The following is an 18,251-nucleotide window of genomic DNA, read 5'->3' as shown; positions in this document are numbered from 1 at the left end:
TACGTAAACTAGTTTTTGTACGAACTGGTTAATGGAGGGAAAAAAATGAGTCATGCAGCAGGTGGTTCAAAGAAAAATCGTCCTAGTGACGCAAATCATGTAGATGCAAAAACGAAAGCTCATCAAAAGAGACTTTCGAAGGATCAACATAATCCTATGGACTATAAGTATCCTAGATAATTGAATAAATAATTTTGAATCAACCCCTTATACGAAGGAAGGATATTAATTTCTTTTCGTATAGGGGATTTTTTATTTGCACTGTAAGAGACAATTCAAAATTTTTATGGGGAATAATGTTAAATATTTGTGGAATATTCCAAATTTTAGTGAAATCCATTTAATTATTAGATAAAATAAAAGTTAAAGTAATTTTATTTAAGGGGATAAAGGTAATGAGCTTTTTTAAAATAATTACATATACAATTATTATTGGGATACTAAGTTATGTAATCTGTATCGTTTTTATCGGAGTAAATAGCATTTTACAATATCAGCATAAAGTACCTAAAGATGCGGATTATGTCATTGTATTAGGTGCTGGTTTGAAAAAGGATAAGCCTACTAGAGCTTTACGTTATCGAATTGAAACAGCAGCTAAATATGCTAAGGAAAATAAAAGTACAAAAATTATTGTTTCAGGTGGAAAAGGTAATGATGAATTGATATCAGAAGCTGAATGTATGAGGATTGAATTAATTAAACTAGGAATTGAAGAAGATCGAATCGTGAAAGAGGATTTATCAACAAATACATACGAGAATATGAAATTCTCCAAAAAACTCATTCATAACGATCAAGCTCAAGGAGTCGTTGTTTCAAATGATTATCATTTATTTAGATCTTTAAAATTGGCTAAAAAACAAGGGTTAAATGTAGTCGGTCTTCCTGCAAAAACACCAAAAGTAATCATACCGACAGCATACTTTAGAGAATGTTTATCTATTTTAAAAGCTATTTACTATAAACAAATGTAATCATTGTGGGCAGTCTATCAAATCTATCATTTTTATAAAAACTAATTGACGCTCGTTCTGTGAGTGTTTTAATGTTTGATTGGTCCAGTGGTTCACCTGTGATTATTCCTATGGCTGACCCATCTACTGTAACAATTCCACCAAATCAATATAGAACATTTAGATCATTCCAACTTTCACCAGTTTTATTCGCTTATGAAGTAAGAATTCTACATCCAAAAGATCGTGATGTTGTAGTAAATGTATTTGGACTTAGTGACATTTCCTTTGATCCTCAAGAAGGTAATAATGCACTGCAACATGACTTAGCGGTAGTGAAATTAAAATAATATAAAAGTTTATTTTAATACACCTCTCATTTCCGCATAAGTAGCTTTTCGAGTAAAGTCGAGGGCTTTTTTTCTGGTGTAAAATATAAAAAAACCACAATCAAATTTGATTGTGGTTTTTCATCGCTTTCTAAGAAGCGATATGATTAACGGTTGTAGAATTCAACGATAAGAGCTTCGTTGATTTCAGCTGGTAATTCAGAACGCTCTGGTAAGCGGTTGAAAGTACCTTCTAATTTGTCAGCGTTGAAAGTGATGTACTCAGGTACAAAGTTGTTAACTTCAACAGCTTCTTTAACTACAGCTAAGTTTTGTGATTTTTCACGTAAGCTGATAGTTTGGCCAATTTTTACACGGAAAGAAGGGATGTCTACACGTTTGCCATCAACTAAGATGTGACCGTGGTTAACTAATTGACGAGCAGCACGACGAGTACGAGCAAGACCCATACGGTAAACTAGGTTGTCTAAACGAGTTTCTAATAAAATCATGAAGTTTTCACCATGTTTACCAGTTAATTTACCAGCGATATCAAAAGTACGACGGAATTGACGCTCATTAACACCGAACATGTGACGTAATTTTTGTTTTTCAGTTAATTGTAAACCGTATTCTGATAATTTTTTACGTTGGTTAGGTCCGTGTTGACCTGGTGCGTAAGGGCGTTTTTCTAATTCTTTACCTGTTCCGCTTAATGAAATGCCTAAACGGCGAGATAATTTCCAAGTAGATCCTGTATAACGAGACATTGATTGTCTCCTCCTTTAGTTTTTATTTTGGAGTAAAATAAAAACGTTCGTGTAGCCCCAGTTAGTTTATTTTGCTTTCATGTATCCTCGCTCCAGCAGCCAGAGTTACGCGATGACACCTCTTAAACAGTAGAGGAACAAAATAAATATCAAGCCTGTGCTTACAACGCTGCGTTATTTTACACAAAAAATATTATAACCAGATAGTATAAAATAGTCAAGGGCAGTTTTGTTTGTTGCTTTTTAATAAAAAGAAAAAAGAAACCCAATAAAGGATTCCTTTTTTGAAATCAAATTTTCTTATCTAATTGTTTCTTCAATTAAATTTACGATTGCTTGAAGATATTTTTGATCCGTTTCATCAAAACGATTGAATTCCGGACTATCGATATCTAATACTCCAATTACTTCACCGTTATGCATTAAAGGAATAACGATCTCTGAATTTGATGCAGCGTCACAAGCGATGTGGCCTGGGAAATCGTGAACATTATCGATTCTTTGAACTGTTTTTGTTTGGGCAGATGTACCGCAAACTCCCTTGCCGTATGGTATACGCACACACGCGGGAAGACCTACAAATGGGCCTAAAACTAATTCATTGCGATCTCCATCTTTTAAATAAAATCCAACCCAATTTATTTGGTGTAAAAACTGATTTAATAAGGCAGATGTATTTGCTAAATTAGCAATTAGGTTATGTTCACCATCTATTAAAGCTTTAACTTGAGCTGTTAGAGTATTATATTGTTGTTCTTTTGTACCTGAATATTCGACTTTTTGAAACATTTGTAGACCCCTTTCCCTATTTCATGTGAAATATCATAGCATATTTCGAAAGAATACTGGTAATTTTGTCGACCGATTTATAGAGGGTTTTATCAGTATTTCGCTAATTAATAAAGGAATTGATGTTGTAAAAGAGGGTGACGAGTATGGAGCAAGATAAACTTGCAACAAAGAAGAAAGTCATCGAGACAGCGCTTACGTTATTTAAAATTAATGGATACCATGGTACTTCAGTAAGGGATATTTCTAAAAAAGCAAATGTAAATATTGCGACGATTTCATATTATTTTAAAGGTAAACAAGGTTTACTTGAACATATCATAGTAGATTTTTTAGAAGGATACGTTGAAATTTTAGATAAACATTGTTTGTCATTGTATGATAAAAACGCAAATTTAATTTTAATGAACCTTGTTGGTGAAGTACTTAATTATTACTTTTTAAAAAAGGAATATGCTTCGATTTTTTACAGAGAGTTGACAATCGACTCTGTCTTCATTCGTGAAATTATGATGACTTATTTAGCAAGAGAGCGTTATACTTTTACTCAAATTTATGATGCTATTCGTATGTCTAATGCGAAACTAACAATGCCATTTTCAGTCTTTTTCGTCCAATTAAAATCCTTCCTTTCAACACCGTACTTATTTCCAGGCTATTTAAATGAAGTATTGTATATACAGCAAAATGATATGTATTTTTTTGAAAGATATAAAGAGTATGTAGAGAAGTGGATCGAATCAATATTCGATATGGACGAGAGACTAGTTAGTCGAGTAGAACTTTCATCCTAAAAGTTCGCCTTTTTCATTGTGAAAAATCACAATGAAAAGGCGTTTTTCGTTGTTTTAAAATCTGAAATTTCTACAAGCTTTTACAGTATTTATTATAGTTTGATAAAAATATGAAAAAATTGAAAAAATTAAGCCAAAAATCAACTTTATCATGTTATTATTAACTATGACCTAAATAAAGAGCGATTTATTAATTCAAAAAATAACGTACAAATAAATAGATTCAGATGGCAGTAAAAGGAGGTACATCAGGGAAAATGACAATGACATTCTATGTAATTTTAGTCGTAATAGCTATTGTTATCGCATTAATGATTGTAGCCTTAACAATTCGACAACGTTTATTCAAAAAACTCGATGAACTTGAAGCGTGGAGAATGCAGTTAATGAGTAAGCCAGTTACGGATGAACTTTCAAAGCTAAAGGCTTTAAATATGACCGGCCAAACGGAAGAGCTTTTTGATAAATGGAGAACCGATTGGGATGAACTAGTTACAACTTTTTTACCGAAAGTAACTGATTCCATCTCAGAAATAGATGAGGCAATTAATAAATATCATTTCATGAAAGCTAAAGCAGGGATTAGTGAAATTGAGGGAAGCCTAACTGAAGCTGAATCAAGCATCGATAAAATTCTAAATGAGGTAAGCGACTTAGTAGGTAGTGAAGAACAAAATAATTCGGATATTGAAATGTTAAACCAAGAGTATCTTGAGCAAAGAAAGCTTTTATTAACTCATCGTCATTTATATTCAATTTCTGAAACTCAGTTGGAACAAAAAATGGATGATATCAAACAACAAATCCAATTATTTAATGACACAACTGAAAAAGGAAACTATTTAGAAGCAAGAGGCTTAGTGAAAGAAATTGCTGATCAAGTACATATACTGAAAACAAATATGCAAATCATTCCGGATTTATATATTGAATCTTCTACTACAATGCCCTCTCAAATACATAATTTAACTGATGGTTTAAAGCAAATGAAAGCAGACGGATATGTGCTTGATTTTGAAGCATTAGAAAATGAAACAATTGATTGTTCTAAAATATGTATCGACTGTGTCGAATTAATTAAAAAACTAGAAATCACAGAAGCGAATGACAAGCTTGAATTTGTGAAAGCAAAAGTCGATTCAATCTATGATTTATTAGAAAAAGAAGTAGAGAGTAAATTTGTAGTAGAAAAAGAAATATGGACTTCTCAGGAAGAAATTCAAAGTATTCGAGAAGATAATTTAAAAACAAAAGAAGAGACTCAATTAGTTCAGCAAATTTATGAATTAAGTGATGAAGATACTCAAGCTCAAAAAATGGTTGAAAAGCAAGTAAGTATCATTACGAAGCGCTTTGAATTATTGCAGATCCGTGTAGCAGAACAAGATCTTGCATTTTCTGTAATAAGAGAAGAATTAGATTTATTAAAAAAGCAAATGGAAGATGTTAAAGAATCTCATTTGATGTATGTTGAAATGCTAAAAGCACTTCGAAAAGATGAATTACAAGCTCGTGATCAATTAATTGAAATGAAACGGTTAATGTTAGAGGTCAAACGTCTTGTTCAAATTTCTAATTTACCTGGTATGCCAGTTTCCTCTATGAAACAAATACAAGACGCTCAAGAAAGTATGCAAATTGTTTATTTGGAATTAGAGAAAAAGCCATTAAAAATGACGCATGTATCATTTTTACTAGAAAAAGCGGCAACTGCTGTACATGTTTGCTATAATGATACGAAATATATGATTGAGCAAGGATATTTCGTAGAGAAAGTGATACAATATGGAAATCGCTATAGAAGTAAAAATGTACAAATGGCAACGTCAATGGACAAGGCAGAGCAATTATTTAGAGAATTTCAATATAACGAAGCTCTAGAAGAAGCTGCCGTTTCAATTGAAAAAATTGAACCTGGTGCAATCGATAAATTACAAGAAATACTAAATGAACAATAGTACACACTACCCCTATAGATGTAAATCTTAGGGGTTTCGTCTGTTTTCAGATATAATGAAAAATGGACTCAAGCAATATGGAGGTACGAAAAAAATATGATTTATTTTGATAATAGCGCGACTACTAAACCTTATAAAGAGGTATTAGACACATATATTACTGTTTCGGACCAGTTTTTTGGTAATCCCTCTTCGATTCATAAGCTAGGTGGACGCTCAGAGCAATTACTCTCAAAAGCTAGAAACCAAATTGCAGAGCTTTTGTCAGTTCAACCTTCAGAGATCATCTTTACATCTGGTGGAACAGAGGGGAATAATTTAGCAATAAAAGGAACTGCCATGATGCATCGTTCAAGAGGGAAGCATTTAATTACGACTGAAATAGAACATCCGTCAATTTATGAAGCTTATAAACAATTAGAAGATCTAGGTTTTGAAGTAACCTACTTATCCCCAAACGAAGATGGGTTTATTTCTGTTGACCAATTAAAAAATGCGTTAAGAGATGATACGATATTAGTTTCTGTCATTCATGTAAATAATGAAACAGGAGCAATTCAACCGATAGCCGAAATTGGTCGATTATTAACGGATTATCCAAAAGTATTTTTCCATGTTGACGCGGTTCAAGGGGTAGGGAAAGTACCATTAAATATTAAACAAGCTGCAATCGATTTATTATCTATTTCTGGTCATAAATTTCATAGTGTAAAAGGAACTGGAATTTTATATATTAGAGAAGGTGTAACATTATCATCTTTAATGACAGGTGGTTCACAGGAACGAGAGATTCGTTCGGGAACGGAAAATCTAGCAGGAATCGTTGCGATGGCAAAAGCGCTAAGAATCACGCTAGAAAAACAGAAAACAATGAATAATCACCTATATAACATGAGAAACGCACTCATTCAAAATTTAGAGATAATTGACTACTCTGTATTGAACTCACCACAATCAGATTTTGCTCCTCATATCATAAATATTTCATTTGTAGGATTAAAGCCTGAGGTAATTGTCCATGCTCTATCTGAAGAAAATGTTTTTATTTCTACAAAATCAGCATGTTCTTCTAAAACTTTTGAGATAAGCAGAGTACTACAAAGTATGGGTAAGAGTGAAAAAGTAGCAAGTAGTGCTGTCAGAATAAGTCTTTCTTATGAAAATACAATGAGTGAAGTAGAGCAGTTTAACAAAATAATTAAAGAAGTAATTAAAAATTTATATAAAGTAATGGGGTAACAGCATGAATGTAGAATATATTTTAATTCGCTATGGAGAAATGACTACAAAAGGAAAAAATCGTGGTCGATTTACAAGTATTTTAAGAGAAAATGTTCGAAATCGATTAAAAGCTTTTGAAAAAATTAAAATCACTGCAACGCGTGATCGTATGTATATAAAATTAAATGGTGAAGACCATGAGAAGGTTGCTGCCAATCTTAAAGAAGTTTTCGGAATTCATACGTTTAGTTATGCTAGAAAAGTTGATACTGAATTAGATGCAATTAAAAAAGGTGCTCTTGAGGCTATTAACGAGCTTGGTGATAGTGTTAAAACGTTTAAAGTTAATGTGCAACGTAGTTATAAACAATTTCCATTAAACACGCCACAGTTAAATCGCGAGCTAGGTGGGTATATTCTTCAAAACACAGACCACTTAACTGTAGATGTTCATAAGCCAGATGTAGCTGTTCGAGTAGAAGTGCGTGATGATGCTACATATATTACTTGTGGAGAAGAATTCGGTGCGGGTGGCTATCCAGTTGGAGTTGGCGGAAAAGTTATGTTATTACTATCTGGAGGAATCGATAGCCCAGTAGCAGCGTACATGTTGTTAAAACGAGGCGTGTCAATAGAAGCGATTCATTTTGAAAGTCCTCCTTTTACGAGTGATCGTGCAAAACAAAAAGTTATTGATTTAGCAAGTAAACTTACTAGATATTGTAGACGCGTGACTTTACATGTTATTCCATTTACTGAAATTCAAAAAGCAATTCATAAAGAAATGCCAGCAAGCTACACAATGACAATTATGAGACGTGTTATGCTTAGAATTGCAGAGCAAGTTTCTGTTGATCGAAAAGCACTTGCTTTAGCTACAGGTGAAAGTTTAGGTCAAGTGGCAAGCCAAACATTAGAAAGTATGCATACAATCAATGAAGTAACTAATTATCCAGTTTTAAGACCACTATTAGCTATGGATAAATTAGAGATCATGGATATTGCTAAAAAAATTGATACGTATGATATCAGTATTAGACCTTATGAGGATTGCTGTACAATTTTTACTCCAGCTAATCCAACTACAAAACCAAAACGTGATAAAGTGGCCCGTTACGAGAGGCATTTTGACTTTACAGAACTAATAAATGAAGCTGTAGTTAATAGAGAATCAATCATTTTTGAGAACGAGATGATTCGAAATCAAACGTCAACAAAAGAAGAAGAAATCGATATCGACGCACTTTTATAAAATTACTAAAAATTACCAGCGAAAATATGAATGAAGATATGTGTTTTATCACACTCTATACTCACAAGGAGGTGACAACACATGGCAAGAAATAATTCAGATAGCAATCAATTAGTAGTAGCTGGTGCTGAGTCTGCTTTAAACCAAATGAAGTATGAAATCGCTACAGAATTTGGTGTAAACCTTGGCCCTGATACAACTTCTCGTGCGAATGGATCTGTTGGTGGTGAAATCACAAAGCGTTTAGTACAAATGGCTGAACAAAGCCTTGGTGGATATTCTCGATAATAAAATTTAAATAATTATGGATTAAGGGGTAGGGTAAAACCTACCTCTTTTCTATTTGTTCTACCTGTTCTTCGCTTGATTTAATATTTAAGATTAACTTTGCTATAATAGAGGGAATAAATTAAAGGAGAGACCTGTTCATGTCATATATTGAAAATGAATTTATTAAAATTACAACTAAATCACAGGGAGCAGAGTTGACGGGGATCTATACAAAAAAAGATAATTTAAATTATTTATGGAATGCTAATCCAGCTTATTGGGGAAGACATGCACCTGTTTTATTTCCAAATGTAGGTAAATTAATTGATAATCAATATAAAATAGATAATAAAGTCTATGAGCTTTCTCAACATGGTTTTGCAAGAGATATGGATTTTCAATTAACTGAAATGAAAGAAGACTATATCAACTATGAGTTAATCAGCAGTGAACAAACGCTTTTAAAATATCCATTCCAATTTTCATTAAATATTAATTATAAGATTAAGAACAATACGGTCTTTATTAAATATGTTGTAACGAATAATGATCAGAAATCAATGCCATTTTCAATAGGGGCTCATCCAGCGTTTAACATTCCTGTCTTGGAAGATGAAACTTTTGAGGATTATTACCTACAGTTTGAAGAGGAAGAAAGATTAGAAACAATTAAATTAGAAGGATCATATCGAAGTGGCAAAAGAGAACTAATCGGTCAAAATATAAAAAACTTACCATTAACTCGAGAACTGTTTAAGGATGATGCATTAATTTTTGAAAAACTTAATAAAAACGAGCTGACAATTCGTTCGAAAAATCATCGTAATATAATCAAAGTTCATTTTGAAGGGTTTCCATACGTTGGAATATGGACTACACAAACAGCACCTTTTCTATGTATTGAACCGTGGTATGGAATTGCAGATGAAATCGGCCCTGTAAAAGAAATGAAAAATAGACTTGGTATTCAAATGCTAAATCCAAATGAAACATTTACTTGTACATACAGTATTACAGTTGAAAGTGATTGATTTACAGGAAAGGTACTTGATGAGGTGTTTAGAAAAGGCTATTTGATCAGGTTTTTATTAATGACTTTTTTTAATCAACATCACTCTACTCCTTTTACGAAAATCTGGTAATTTAATTGACAGGGTAGCTTTTCAACAGCGTGAAATAAACTATCATTTTTAGATAGTTTATTTTTTTTGTGAGTTTTTGTTTAAATTTTCTGAAAAATAGTCGAAAAATAGCAGGAATTGACTATACAATTAACGAAACCATTATTATTCTATTTTGCAAAATTCAAAATATAATTTTAGTAATGATCAAAAGGGGGACTAACTAAGATGAACAGTACAAGTCTAATCGCTCCAAAAGTATATAATCTCGTTTGGGAAATTGAAAAATTTGCTTCAACTGATAAAGTGGCGTTAAAGTGGGTTGACCTAAATGGAGAATCCCATCAATTAACATATAAGGAACTTTATAATAAAGTTCACCAATATGCTTTTACATTTAAAAATAGTGGCATCGAAAAAGGGGACAAACTTTTTGTCATGATGCCAAGATGTATTGAGACTTATGTAGTTTATTTAGCTATTTTAAAAATTGGATGTGTAGTAATCCCAGGATCTGAAATGTTAACGGTTAAAGATATTCAATACCGTCTTGAACATAGTGAAGTAAAAGCGATTGTATCGCATGATGAATATATAGGTACTTTTAGCGAGATAGCTAAAACTGGAAAATACAAATTATTTACTATTCATAATCAACAAACCGTGTGGACTTCATTAAATGACCAAGCAATTAGTGGAGCACATGTATTAACTGTGGAAACTAAAAGTGATGACTTAGCGTTTATTTCATATACGTCAGGAACGACTGGCAATCCTAAAGGGGTTGTACACACTCACAGTTGGGGGTATGCCCATATTCGTACAGTTGCTTCAAATTGGCTAGATGTGACAGAAGATGATACTGTATGGGCAACTGCAGGTCCAGGATGGCAAAAGTGGATATGGAGTCCATTTTTAGCGACATTAGGCAGCGGGGCAACGGGGTTCTTTTATGAAGGGAAATTTGATGCAGATACTTTCCTAACATTACTAAAGGAGCAAAATATAACAGTATTTTGTAGTACTCCAACCGAATACCGTTTTATGGCAAAGGTTGAAAATCTAGATCAATACCAATTACCTACATTAAGAAGTGCTGTATCAGCAGGAGAACCTTTGAATCAAGAAGTAATCCGTACATTCAAAAAGCATTTCAATGTTGATGTAAGAGATGGTTATGGACAAACTGAAAATACATTATTAATCGGAACAATGAAGGATATTAAAGCAAAAGTAGGTTCAATGGGTATTCCAACGCCAGGAAACTTAGTTGAAATCGTTGATGATGAAGGAAATCCAATCGGGGTTAATGAAGTAGGGCATATCGCAGTACATTTAAGCTCTCCAGCACTATTTAAACATTATTATAATGATATGGAACGTACAAAAGCACAAAGAAAAGGTGAGTACTATTTAACTGGTGACCGAGCTCAAAAAGATGAAGATGGCTACTATTGGTTTGATGGACGTAGTGACGACATAATTATTAGTTCTGGTTATACAATTGGTCCTTTTGAAATAGAAGATGCGTTAGTACAACATAAGCTTGTAAAAGAATGTGCAGTAGTTGCTAGCCCAGATCCATTACGAGGTAATGTTGTTAAAGCATTTGTTGTTTTGACTGAAAATGCTTCAAATCAAGATGACTTAGTATCTGAACTACAAGAACACGTGAAAAAAATTACTGCTCCATATAAATATCCGCGTAAAATTGAATTTGTGCAAGAGCTACCAAAAACAACATCTGGTAAAATTCGCCGAGTAGAATTACGTGCGATGGAACAATTACGTGAATCGAATTAAATAAATACTTATGTTAAAATGAGGGAAAATTCCCTCTTTTTTTGATTTTGGGACAATTTATCTTGCAAAATACTAAACGAATCTAGTTAATGAACGGATGGTGGAATGAAATGAAGAAGCTTTGGCATAATGGTTTATTTTATACGATGGAAAGTGAAGGGAAAACGGTAGATTCAATCATTACTGAAAATGAACATATTTTAAAAACAGGAACATATGAGGCTTTGCTTTCTTTTTTAGACGGTGAACAATTTGAGAAAATTAATTGTAACGGAAAAATCGGTTTTCCAGGTTTTATAGATAGCCATTTGCATTTAATTGGTCATGGTGAAGCGATGAATCGTGTAGATTTATCAAAGTGTCAATCATATGACGAGATGCTTGATCGAATGAAAAAAGTTGTAAAGGACGCGCACCCGAATGAATGGATTGTCGGGGAAGGATGGAATGAAAACGAATGGGAATCAAAAGCAGTATTCCGTATAGACGATTTAAATAGTTTATCAAGCACAAATCCACTTGTATTAAAGAGAACTTGTAGACATGTCTACTTTGTAAATTCTCTTGCACTTAGTCATGCAGCAATAAATGAACATATGCAAGTCGAAGGAGGACAAATTGGCTGCCTTGAGGATGGTCGTTTAAACGGTTTATTATATGATGAAGCTGTCAATTTAATCATTAAAGCGATGCCAGCACCTGACGATCAGTATTTGTCAAAAGCAATCATTTCCGCAATTAAAGATTGTTACCAATACGGTATTATTGGAGCGGTAACAGAGGATTTATCATATTATGGAAACGCAAATTTAGTGATAGATTTATATGAGCAATTATTAAATGAAGTTCCATTTCATACTCATGTTTTAATTCACCATACGACTTTGGATGAAGTCAAAGGAAGATTACATAATGGTAATAAGAATGTATCATTTGGAGGCGTTAAAGCATTTATTGATGGTTCATTTGGTGGTCGCACTGCACTGTTACAAAAACCTTATGACGACGATCAAAGCATAACAGGATTACAAGTGACTTCTCCAGAAAAATTAGAAGTAATTACAAAAAAAGCACGTGGAAATGGATTGCCAATAGCATTTCATATGATTGGAGATTTAGCAGTCAAGCAAGCCATTGATGTTGTAAAAAAATATCCTAATCAAACTCAGCTACCTGACCGATTTATACATTGTGCACTTTTATCTCCAAATTTAATTGAGGAAATGAAAGAATTAAACATTGTTGTAGATGTACAAACCTCATTTATATATGCCGATTACCCTTGGCTAGTAGAACGTATTGGTGAAAGCCGAAATGAATATGCATATTTAATTAAAACACTGCTAAAAGAATCAATCGCTATAGCAAATGGTTCCGATACTCCGATTGATACAATTAATCCGTGGCAAGGTATATATACAGCGGTTACCCGAAAAGCAAAGAACGGGATTGCGTATAATATCGAAGAAGCGATTAGCCTATATGAAGCAATTAAACTTTATACGATTGATAGTGCGGCTTCGTTTCGTCAAGAAGATAAAAGAGGTTTCATAAAAGAAGGATATTTAGCTGACTTTATTTTATTTGACGAAAATCCATTTGAGTTAGAAAAAGATGATCTACTGTATGTTAAATGTAGTGAAACTATTTGCCGAGGAAATATTGTCTATAAAAGTCATGAGTAAGTTATGAAAAGGACAAGCGAGTGTGTCATAGAAATTGTTTATTATCAACAAACAACTAGAATTTATCAACAAAGTTCAAAAATCTTATATTTACTTCTCGAAAAGAATGGTATGTAATTTTACCATTCTTTTTGTTTATTCAGAAGTTGGTTTGCCCATACTGATACAAAAAAGGGTGGTTTTTTGCTTTACATATACTCTATTCTAATTTTTATTGCAATCGTTGTTTTACTGTTAATCATTTTCGTCCTGTTTATAAATATGAAAGTTAATATTTTATCCGTTTATACAAATGAAGAACGATTTATGAATATTAAACTGTCTATCTTGAACAACCTATTGCATTTCGCCTTTACGATTCCATTAAAGAGACCGAAAGAGGTAAAGGAGGACGTATCAGATTTAGAGAAAAAAAGGGATTTGTCTGTCTTTCAACAAATTGATTTTTTCATAAATTTATACTCCAACGGACATACTATCATTACAAAATTTTTAAACACTGTACAAATTTACAATTTAACTTATCACATTCATTTTGGTGTCGGAAATTCTGCTTTAACAGGGATATCAATTGGAACAGCTTATAGTGCAATCGGAATTTTTGAAAACTTATTAAAGAAATTTACGATAGTACATCATCCGCCAACTATAGATATCACGCCTAATTATTATACATCCGTAATGGAAACTACTGGTAAGATACGGTTTTCATTTTCGGTACGAAAGGCAGTCTTTGCGGGATTATTATTACTTAAAGCATATTTAAAAACTAGAAAAGACTTTAAAGCAACACATCCAATCGAAACTAATTAGAGGTGATTAACAATGAGTCAACATCCTATTGGAGACTTAATGCACGCGGCAATGGAAAATTTATCAGCAATGATTAATGTAAATACAATTATTGGTGATCCAATTTCAACACCAGATGGAAGTTTAATCTTAACCGTATCAAAAGTAGGGGTTGGCTTTGCAGCTGGTGGAAGTGAATTCCGAAATTACCATTTAGTAGATGGTGTTAAAGAAGCTGAAGTAAGAAGCCCACATCCATTTGGAGGAGGTACAGGTGGAGGTGCATCAATTACTCCAATTGCATTTCTAATTGTTAACAAAGATGGAGTAAAATTGCTTCACTTAGATCAAAACACGCATTTGATTGAAAAGCTGATGGATTTAGCGCCACAAGCGCTTGAAAAAGCAAAAAAATATATGAAGAAAAAAGATAATTCAGTTGATGATGAAGCAATTTTTGATACAGATTTAGATTAAATATAAAATTTAAGTAAAGTTAATTGCATTCAAGGTTTCCTTCCAGTAAGATAAATGTTGTGAACATTTTGTAATTTTGGGAGGAAATATCATGGCATCTGTAACATTTAAAAACAATCCAGTAACTCTTATTGGACAAGAAGTAAAAGTAGGAGAAAAAGCTCCAAGCTTTACTGTATTAGCAAATGATTTAAGCCCTGTAACTTTAGAGGCTTCAGCTGGTAAAGTACGCTTAATTAGCGCAGTACCTTCTGTAGATACTGGAATTTGTGATGCACAAACTCGTCGTTTTAACGAAGAATTATCAAACGTAGAAAACGTTGAAGTTTTAACAATTTCAATGGACTTACCATTCGCACAAAAAAGATGGTGTGCTGCAAGTGGTTTAGAAAATGTACATACTTACTCTGATCACCGTGATGCATCTTTTGGTGAAGCATTTGGTGTTTTAATGCAAGAATTACGTTTATTAGCTCGTGCAGTATTCGTAGTAGATTCAAATGACGTTGTTACTTACGTTGAGTATGTAGCTGAAGGTACAACTCATCCAAACTATGAAGCAGCAATCGAAGCTGTAAAAGCTGCAAAATAATAACAATAGCTCTATTAAGAGGTAAAAGGCTGTCGAGTAAATCTCGGCAGTTTTTTTGCATTAAAAAAGCATTCACAAATATGAATGCCTCAGTGTGCATATTAAGACTGTAGCCAAGATCATTTACCTAAAGACACTGATTTCTCGGTACAACGTTCCATAGCAGAAATAATAGATGAGCGGAAGCCTTGTTTTTCTAATTCGGCAATCGCTTCTATTGTTGCACCACCTGGTGTGCAAACTTGGTCCTTTAATTCTCCAGGATGTAATTCAGTTTCAAGTACCATCTTTGCTGCACCTAAAACTGCTTGAGCAGCTAACTTATATGCTTGGTCGCGCTTTATACCTTGTAATACAGCTCCGTCTGCTAAAGCTTCGATCATTAAGTAAACATAAGCTGGAGAAGAACCACTAACAGCAGGAATCGCATCCATTAATTTTTCATTTACTAATTCACATTTTCCGAAGCTATTGAAAATTTCCATTACTTCACTTAACTCTACATTGGTCACTACTTGATTATGACAAAGTGCACTCATGCCTTCTCTAACTAATGAAGGAGTATTTGGCATCGTTCTAACGATTTTAACCTCTTTACCGAAAGATTTCTCAACACCTTCTAGAGTAATTCCAGCGGCAATCGTAATGATCACAGAATTACTTGAAACAACTTCTTTAATTTCCTCAATAATAGTTGGATATAAATCAGGTTTAACTGCTAAAAACAAATAATCAACCTGCATTGCTAAATCGACATTATTATTTAATGTGTGAACATTATATAAATCTTTCACTTTTACAAGTGTTTCATTAGACCTTGCACTTACATAAATATGATGCTTTTCAATTACATTCGAATCAATTAACCCACCAATCATAGCTTGAGCCATTTTACCGCAACCAATAAAACCAATCTTCTTATTCATCTGTTCTCACATCCAATATATTTAATAAATTGAATTATACAGGAGGGGTTAAATATTACCAAATAATACATTATTAAAAAAAAATAATGTATGGATATCCACAAGGAATTATTTTTTGTAAAATAGAAATTGTAAAGAAAATTGACTCTTTATTTTGGGGGTATTATGAAACAAATTTTAAAAGAATCAAATCATAAAACTACAATTGAGATTATTCAACAACTTATTCAAACATATGGTGGAACTTCATTAACACATTTAGGATTACTTGGAGATAAAAAAGTATTTCTTTCAGAAGATCAAAAATCTGCATTTGTTTACCGAAAACAGGGTAATAAATTAGTTGTTCTATGTGATCCAATTGGTGAGATTTCTTTTGAAAAAATAAAGGAGTTTGAAAATTATTCAAGGAGTATAAAATGTATTCCATGCTTTTATCAAATAGACGAAAAATCAAAAATGCTGTATGAAAAAACTGGCTATCGATTGTTAAAATTAGGTGAAGAAGCAATAGTTGATTTAGAGAATTTCGAAATTGCAGGTAAAAAAGGAGCAAAACTAAGAACAAAAAGGAATAAGTTCATTCGACAAGGATATCAATTTGAAGTGTCTATGCCTGAACATTCTATAGATCTACTTCAAGAGCTAAAAGGGGTCTCAGATGTATGGTTAAACGGAAGAGAAGAGCTATCCTTTTCAGTTGGTTCATTTCATTTTGATTATGTTTCAAATTTTCCGATCGGAATCTTAAGGGATAAAAATGGTCAAGTTATTGCTTTTGCGACATTACCGATTCAAGGCGAAAATATAACAATTGATTTAATGAGATATTTAAAGGAATTACCATATGGAACGATGGATATGCTTTTTGTATCAATTATGTTTTGGGCAAAAGAAAATGGATTTAAAAGCTGCAGCCTTGGAATGGCACCATTAGCAAATGTTGGCCAAGATTCAAAATCATCAATCATCGAAAAATCTGCAAAAATGATCTTTAAATATGGTAATTCAATTTATAACTTTAAAGGATTATTAACTTTTAAAAGCAAATTTGCAAATAAATGGGAATCAAAGTACTTAGCTTACAAACCATATACATTACTTTCGGTTATCACAAGCTTATATCGCCTAGTTCATGGAACAAAATCTTTGAACTATATAACTCGATTTAAGAAGCCGTTAGAAAAGAAAAAAGTAAAAATTAGTTAACGAGGGCCTCAATAAAAGAGGTCTTTTTTTATTTTTTCATTATTGCTTCTTGAAAAAGATACTGTTCGTCAAATTTCATTAATTCCAATTCAATACAAAAAAATTAAAACTACATAAAAAGTTCAAAATGTATTAAATAAAAGTAAACATTCATCAATTAAAATTAAATTAACAGTACTGGATTAAAATTGATTAAAAAAACCAAATACTTTCTAATAGAAGAATTTAATAAAGTGGACACGTTTAAGAGCCATACGTATAATGAAACACAATGACTGTTCTATTATGAAAGTGAGGAATAAAAAATGGTAAAAGAGAATTCAGTGGAATTTTTATTTAATTACATAGATGAATCGACAGAATGTTTAAAAGATAATTTAGAAATTTCTTATTTAGAAGCATTAATTGAAACAGGTGAAAATTTCTTTGAAGGGGAAGTTTTGCAAGAAGAAATTAATAGTTCGCAAAAAGATAAGCTTATGAATACAATTCATCAATTTACATCGGCTTCAAAAGATAATGAGAGTATTCGTAGAGCGTTTCAATTAGCAATATTAAAAGGTATGAAGCAAGGGGTTCAAACAAATCATGAAATGACTCCAGATGGTATTGCTTTTATTATTACTTATTTAGTTGGAAAGCTTACTGAGGGGAAACAAAATTTAACTATTTTAGATCCGGCAATTGGTACTGGAAATCTTTTATTAACAATTTTAAATTCTTCAAAGGATAAATTTACTGAATCTGTCGGAATAGATGTAGATGATGTTCTTGTTAGAATCGCATTTGTCATTGGAAACCTACTAGGACATGAAATAGAACTATTTAATCAAGACAGTTTAGCACCTTTATTTGTAGATCCGGTTGATCTTGTTGTTTGTGATCTACCAATTGGTTTTTATCCAAATGCAGAACGTGCAAAAGAATATACTTTAAAAGCAAAAGAAGGCATGTCTTATGCTCATCATTTATTTATTGAGCAAAGTATGAACTACTTAAAATCTGGAGGATTTTTCATCTCGCTAGTTCCAAATCACCTATTTACTTCAGAGCAATCTGCGCCATTACAAAGCTATATTAATGAAACAGGTGTTATTCAAGGATTGATACAGTTGCCAGTATCTGCCTTTAAGGACGAAAGACATCAAAAAAGTATATTAATAATCCGCAAAAATGCAGAAAATATGAAGAAGCCAAAACAGGCTTTATTAGTTGATTTCCCTAAGTTATCGAATATGAAAGCAGTTGAAGATATTATGCTTCAAATGAATGAATGGTTTAAAGAAAATTTACAATAATTGAACTTT

Annotated in this window: 18 protein-coding genes and 1 pseudogene; 16 read left to right on the top strand and 3 right to left on the bottom strand. The window is 32.5% G+C overall.

Annotation, left to right across the window (positions count from 1 at the left end):
* The first annotated feature begins 45 nt into the window (after positions 1 to 45).
* The 3 genes and pseudogenes from ABEY15_RS05470 to ABEY15_RS05460 form a co-directional block, all read left to right on the top strand.
* Positions 46 to 180 carry a hypothetical protein gene (locus ABEY15_RS05470; protein WP_268895674.1) on the top strand — a complete coding sequence of 45 codons (135 nt, stop codon included), beginning with the start codon at positions 46 to 48 and terminating at the stop codon, positions 178 to 180.
* 215 nt (positions 181 to 395) lie between these two features.
* Positions 396 to 977, top strand: coding sequence for a YdcF family protein (locus tag ABEY15_RS05465; RefSeq protein ID WP_429888962.1), 582 nt, complete (start codon positions 396 to 398; stop codon positions 975 to 977).
* A 47-nt stretch (positions 978 to 1,024) separates the two neighbouring features.
* Positions 1,025 to 1,306, top strand: a pseudogene (locus ABEY15_RS05460) (hypothetical protein); the annotation flags it as partial.
* A gap of 146 nt (positions 1,307 to 1,452) precedes the next feature.
* Here the strand turns inward: ABEY15_RS05460 and rpsD are convergent.
* Entirely contained in the window at positions 1,453 to 2,055 is a 603-nt protein-coding gene (gene rpsD, locus ABEY15_RS05455) for a 30S ribosomal protein S4 (RefSeq protein ID WP_429888961.1), read from the bottom strand.
* Positions 2,056 to 2,355: 300 nt separating this feature from the next.
* Positions 2,356 to 2,844: a GAF domain-containing protein gene (locus ABEY15_RS05450; protein ID WP_069034630.1), complete on the bottom strand. Its 489-nt coding sequence runs from the start codon at positions 2,842 to 2,844 to the stop codon at positions 2,356 to 2,358.
* Positions 2,845 to 2,990: 146 nt separating this feature from the next.
* Here ABEY15_RS05450 and refZ point away from each other — a divergent pair, with 146 nt between their 5' ends.
* From refZ to tpx, 11 genes are all read left to right on the top strand, one after another.
* Complete coding sequence (gene refZ / locus ABEY15_RS05445) at positions 2,991 to 3,638, top strand: forespore capture DNA-binding protein RefZ (protein ID WP_429888959.1); 648 nt, start codon at positions 2,991 to 2,993, stop codon at positions 3,636 to 3,638.
* 257 nt (positions 3,639 to 3,895) lie between these two features.
* Positions 3,896 to 5,596, top strand: coding sequence for a septation ring formation regulator EzrA (gene ezrA / locus ABEY15_RS05440; RefSeq protein ID WP_429888958.1), 1,701 nt, complete (start codon positions 3,896 to 3,898; stop codon positions 5,594 to 5,596).
* Positions 5,597 to 5,692: 96 nt separating this feature from the next.
* A complete protein-coding gene (locus ABEY15_RS05435) occupies positions 5,693 to 6,835 on the top strand; it encodes a cysteine desulfurase family protein (RefSeq protein ID WP_429888956.1) in 1,143 nt (380 codons plus the stop codon).
* 4 nt (positions 6,836 to 6,839) lie between these two features.
* Complete coding sequence (thiI, locus tag ABEY15_RS05430; protein ID WP_429888954.1) at positions 6,840 to 8,069, top strand: tRNA uracil 4-sulfurtransferase ThiI; 1,230 nt, start codon at positions 6,840 to 6,842, stop codon at positions 8,067 to 8,069.
* 81 nt (positions 8,070 to 8,150) lie between these two features.
* Complete coding sequence (locus ABEY15_RS05425) at positions 8,151 to 8,357, top strand: small, acid-soluble spore protein, alpha/beta type (protein WP_429888952.1); 207 nt, start codon at positions 8,151 to 8,153, stop codon at positions 8,355 to 8,357.
* Between the two features lie 140 nt (positions 8,358 to 8,497).
* Positions 8,498 to 9,370, top strand: a complete 873-nt coding sequence (locus tag ABEY15_RS05420; RefSeq protein WP_429888950.1) for an aldose 1-epimerase family protein — start codon at positions 8,498 to 8,500, stop codon at positions 9,368 to 9,370.
* A 318-nt stretch (positions 9,371 to 9,688) separates the two neighbouring features.
* Positions 9,689 to 11,263, top strand: a complete 1,575-nt coding sequence (gene mbcS, locus ABEY15_RS05415) for an acyl-CoA synthetase MbcS (protein ID WP_429888948.1) — start codon at positions 9,689 to 9,691, stop codon at positions 11,261 to 11,263.
* A gap of 110 nt (positions 11,264 to 11,373) precedes the next feature.
* Positions 11,374 to 12,948, top strand: a complete 1,575-nt coding sequence (locus ABEY15_RS05410; protein WP_429888946.1) for an amidohydrolase — start codon at positions 11,374 to 11,376, stop codon at positions 12,946 to 12,948.
* A gap of 183 nt (positions 12,949 to 13,131) precedes the next feature.
* The gene (locus tag ABEY15_RS05405; RefSeq protein WP_069034621.1) at positions 13,132 to 13,761 is read left to right on the top strand and encodes a DUF2953 domain-containing protein; all 630 of its coding nucleotides are present in this window, start codon (positions 13,132 to 13,134) and stop codon (positions 13,759 to 13,761) included.
* Between the two features lie 12 nt (positions 13,762 to 13,773).
* On the top strand, positions 13,774 to 14,217 hold the full coding sequence (gene ytfJ, locus ABEY15_RS05400) for a GerW family sporulation protein (RefSeq protein ID WP_429888945.1): 444 nt from the start codon (positions 13,774 to 13,776) through the stop codon (positions 14,215 to 14,217).
* Between the two features lie 91 nt (positions 14,218 to 14,308).
* Positions 14,309 to 14,809 carry a thiol peroxidase gene (tpx, locus tag ABEY15_RS05395; RefSeq protein ID WP_056472180.1) on the top strand — a complete coding sequence of 167 codons (501 nt, stop codon included), beginning with the start codon at positions 14,309 to 14,311 and terminating at the stop codon, positions 14,807 to 14,809.
* 119 nt (positions 14,810 to 14,928) lie between these two features.
* On the opposite strand, the gene proC is transcribed toward tpx, so the two are convergent.
* A complete protein-coding gene (proC, locus tag ABEY15_RS05390) occupies positions 14,929 to 15,735 on the bottom strand; it encodes a pyrroline-5-carboxylate reductase (protein ID WP_429888944.1) in 807 nt (268 codons plus the stop codon).
* 165 nt (positions 15,736 to 15,900) lie between these two features.
* Here proC and ABEY15_RS05385 point away from each other — a divergent pair, with 165 nt between their 5' ends.
* Both ABEY15_RS05385 and ABEY15_RS05380 read left to right on the top strand, forming a co-directional pair.
* Positions 15,901 to 16,944 carry a phosphatidylglycerol lysyltransferase domain-containing protein gene (locus ABEY15_RS05385; RefSeq protein ID WP_429888943.1) on the top strand — a complete coding sequence of 348 codons (1,044 nt, stop codon included), beginning with the start codon at positions 15,901 to 15,903 and terminating at the stop codon, positions 16,942 to 16,944.
* A 305-nt stretch (positions 16,945 to 17,249) separates the two neighbouring features.
* The gene (locus tag ABEY15_RS05380) at positions 17,250 to 18,242 is read left to right on the top strand and encodes a class I SAM-dependent methyltransferase (protein WP_429888942.1); all 993 of its coding nucleotides are present in this window, start codon (positions 17,250 to 17,252) and stop codon (positions 18,240 to 18,242) included.
* Positions 18,243 to 18,251: the final 9 nt, after the last annotated feature.

It is taken from the genome of Gottfriedia acidiceleris, from assembly GCF_050457485.1.
GTDB lineage: Bacteria > Bacillota > Bacilli > Bacillales > Bacillaceae_G > Gottfriedia > Gottfriedia acidiceleris_D.
This window is presented reverse-complemented; position numbering and strand designations above follow the sequence as displayed.

Excerpts from the sequence above, each read along its gene's own strand:
- ABEY15_RS05470 (WP_268895674.1), top strand. The coding sequence starts at position 46 with ATGAGTCATGCAGCAGGTGGTTCAAAGAAAAATCGTCCTAGTGACGCA.
- ABEY15_RS05465 (WP_429888962.1), top strand. The coding sequence starts at position 396 with ATGAGCTTTTTTAAAATAATTACATATACAATTATTATTGGGATACTA.
- rpsD (WP_429888961.1), bottom strand. The coding sequence starts at position 2,055 with ATGTCTCGTTATACAGGATCTACTTGGAAATTATCTCGCCGTTTAGGC.
- ABEY15_RS05450 (WP_069034630.1), bottom strand. The coding sequence starts at position 2,844 with ATGTTTCAAAAAGTCGAATATTCAGGTACAAAAGAACAACAATATAAT.
- refZ (WP_429888959.1), top strand. The coding sequence starts at position 2,991 with ATGGAGCAAGATAAACTTGCAACAAAGAAGAAAGTCATCGAGACAGCG.
- ezrA (WP_429888958.1), top strand. The coding sequence starts at position 3,896 with ATGACAATGACATTCTATGTAATTTTAGTCGTAATAGCTATTGTTATC.
- ABEY15_RS05435 (WP_429888956.1), top strand. The coding sequence starts at position 5,693 with ATGATTTATTTTGATAATAGCGCGACTACTAAACCTTATAAAGAGGTA.
- thiI (WP_429888954.1), top strand. The coding sequence starts at position 6,840 with ATGAATGTAGAATATATTTTAATTCGCTATGGAGAAATGACTACAAAA.
- ABEY15_RS05425 (WP_429888952.1), top strand. The coding sequence starts at position 8,151 with ATGGCAAGAAATAATTCAGATAGCAATCAATTAGTAGTAGCTGGTGCT.
- ABEY15_RS05420 (WP_429888950.1), top strand. The coding sequence starts at position 8,498 with ATGTCATATATTGAAAATGAATTTATTAAAATTACAACTAAATCACAG.
- mbcS (WP_429888948.1), top strand. The coding sequence starts at position 9,689 with ATGAACAGTACAAGTCTAATCGCTCCAAAAGTATATAATCTCGTTTGG.
- ABEY15_RS05410 (WP_429888946.1), top strand. The coding sequence starts at position 11,374 with ATGAAGAAGCTTTGGCATAATGGTTTATTTTATACGATGGAAAGTGAA.
- ytfJ (WP_429888945.1), top strand. The coding sequence starts at position 13,774 with ATGAGTCAACATCCTATTGGAGACTTAATGCACGCGGCAATGGAAAAT.
- tpx (WP_056472180.1), top strand. The coding sequence starts at position 14,309 with ATGGCATCTGTAACATTTAAAAACAATCCAGTAACTCTTATTGGACAA.
- proC (WP_429888944.1), bottom strand. The coding sequence starts at position 15,735 with ATGAATAAGAAGATTGGTTTTATTGGTTGCGGTAAAATGGCTCAAGCT.
- ABEY15_RS05385 (WP_429888943.1), top strand. The coding sequence starts at position 15,901 with ATGAAACAAATTTTAAAAGAATCAAATCATAAAACTACAATTGAGATT.
- ABEY15_RS05380 (WP_429888942.1), top strand. The coding sequence starts at position 17,250 with ATGGTAAAAGAGAATTCAGTGGAATTTTTATTTAATTACATAGATGAA.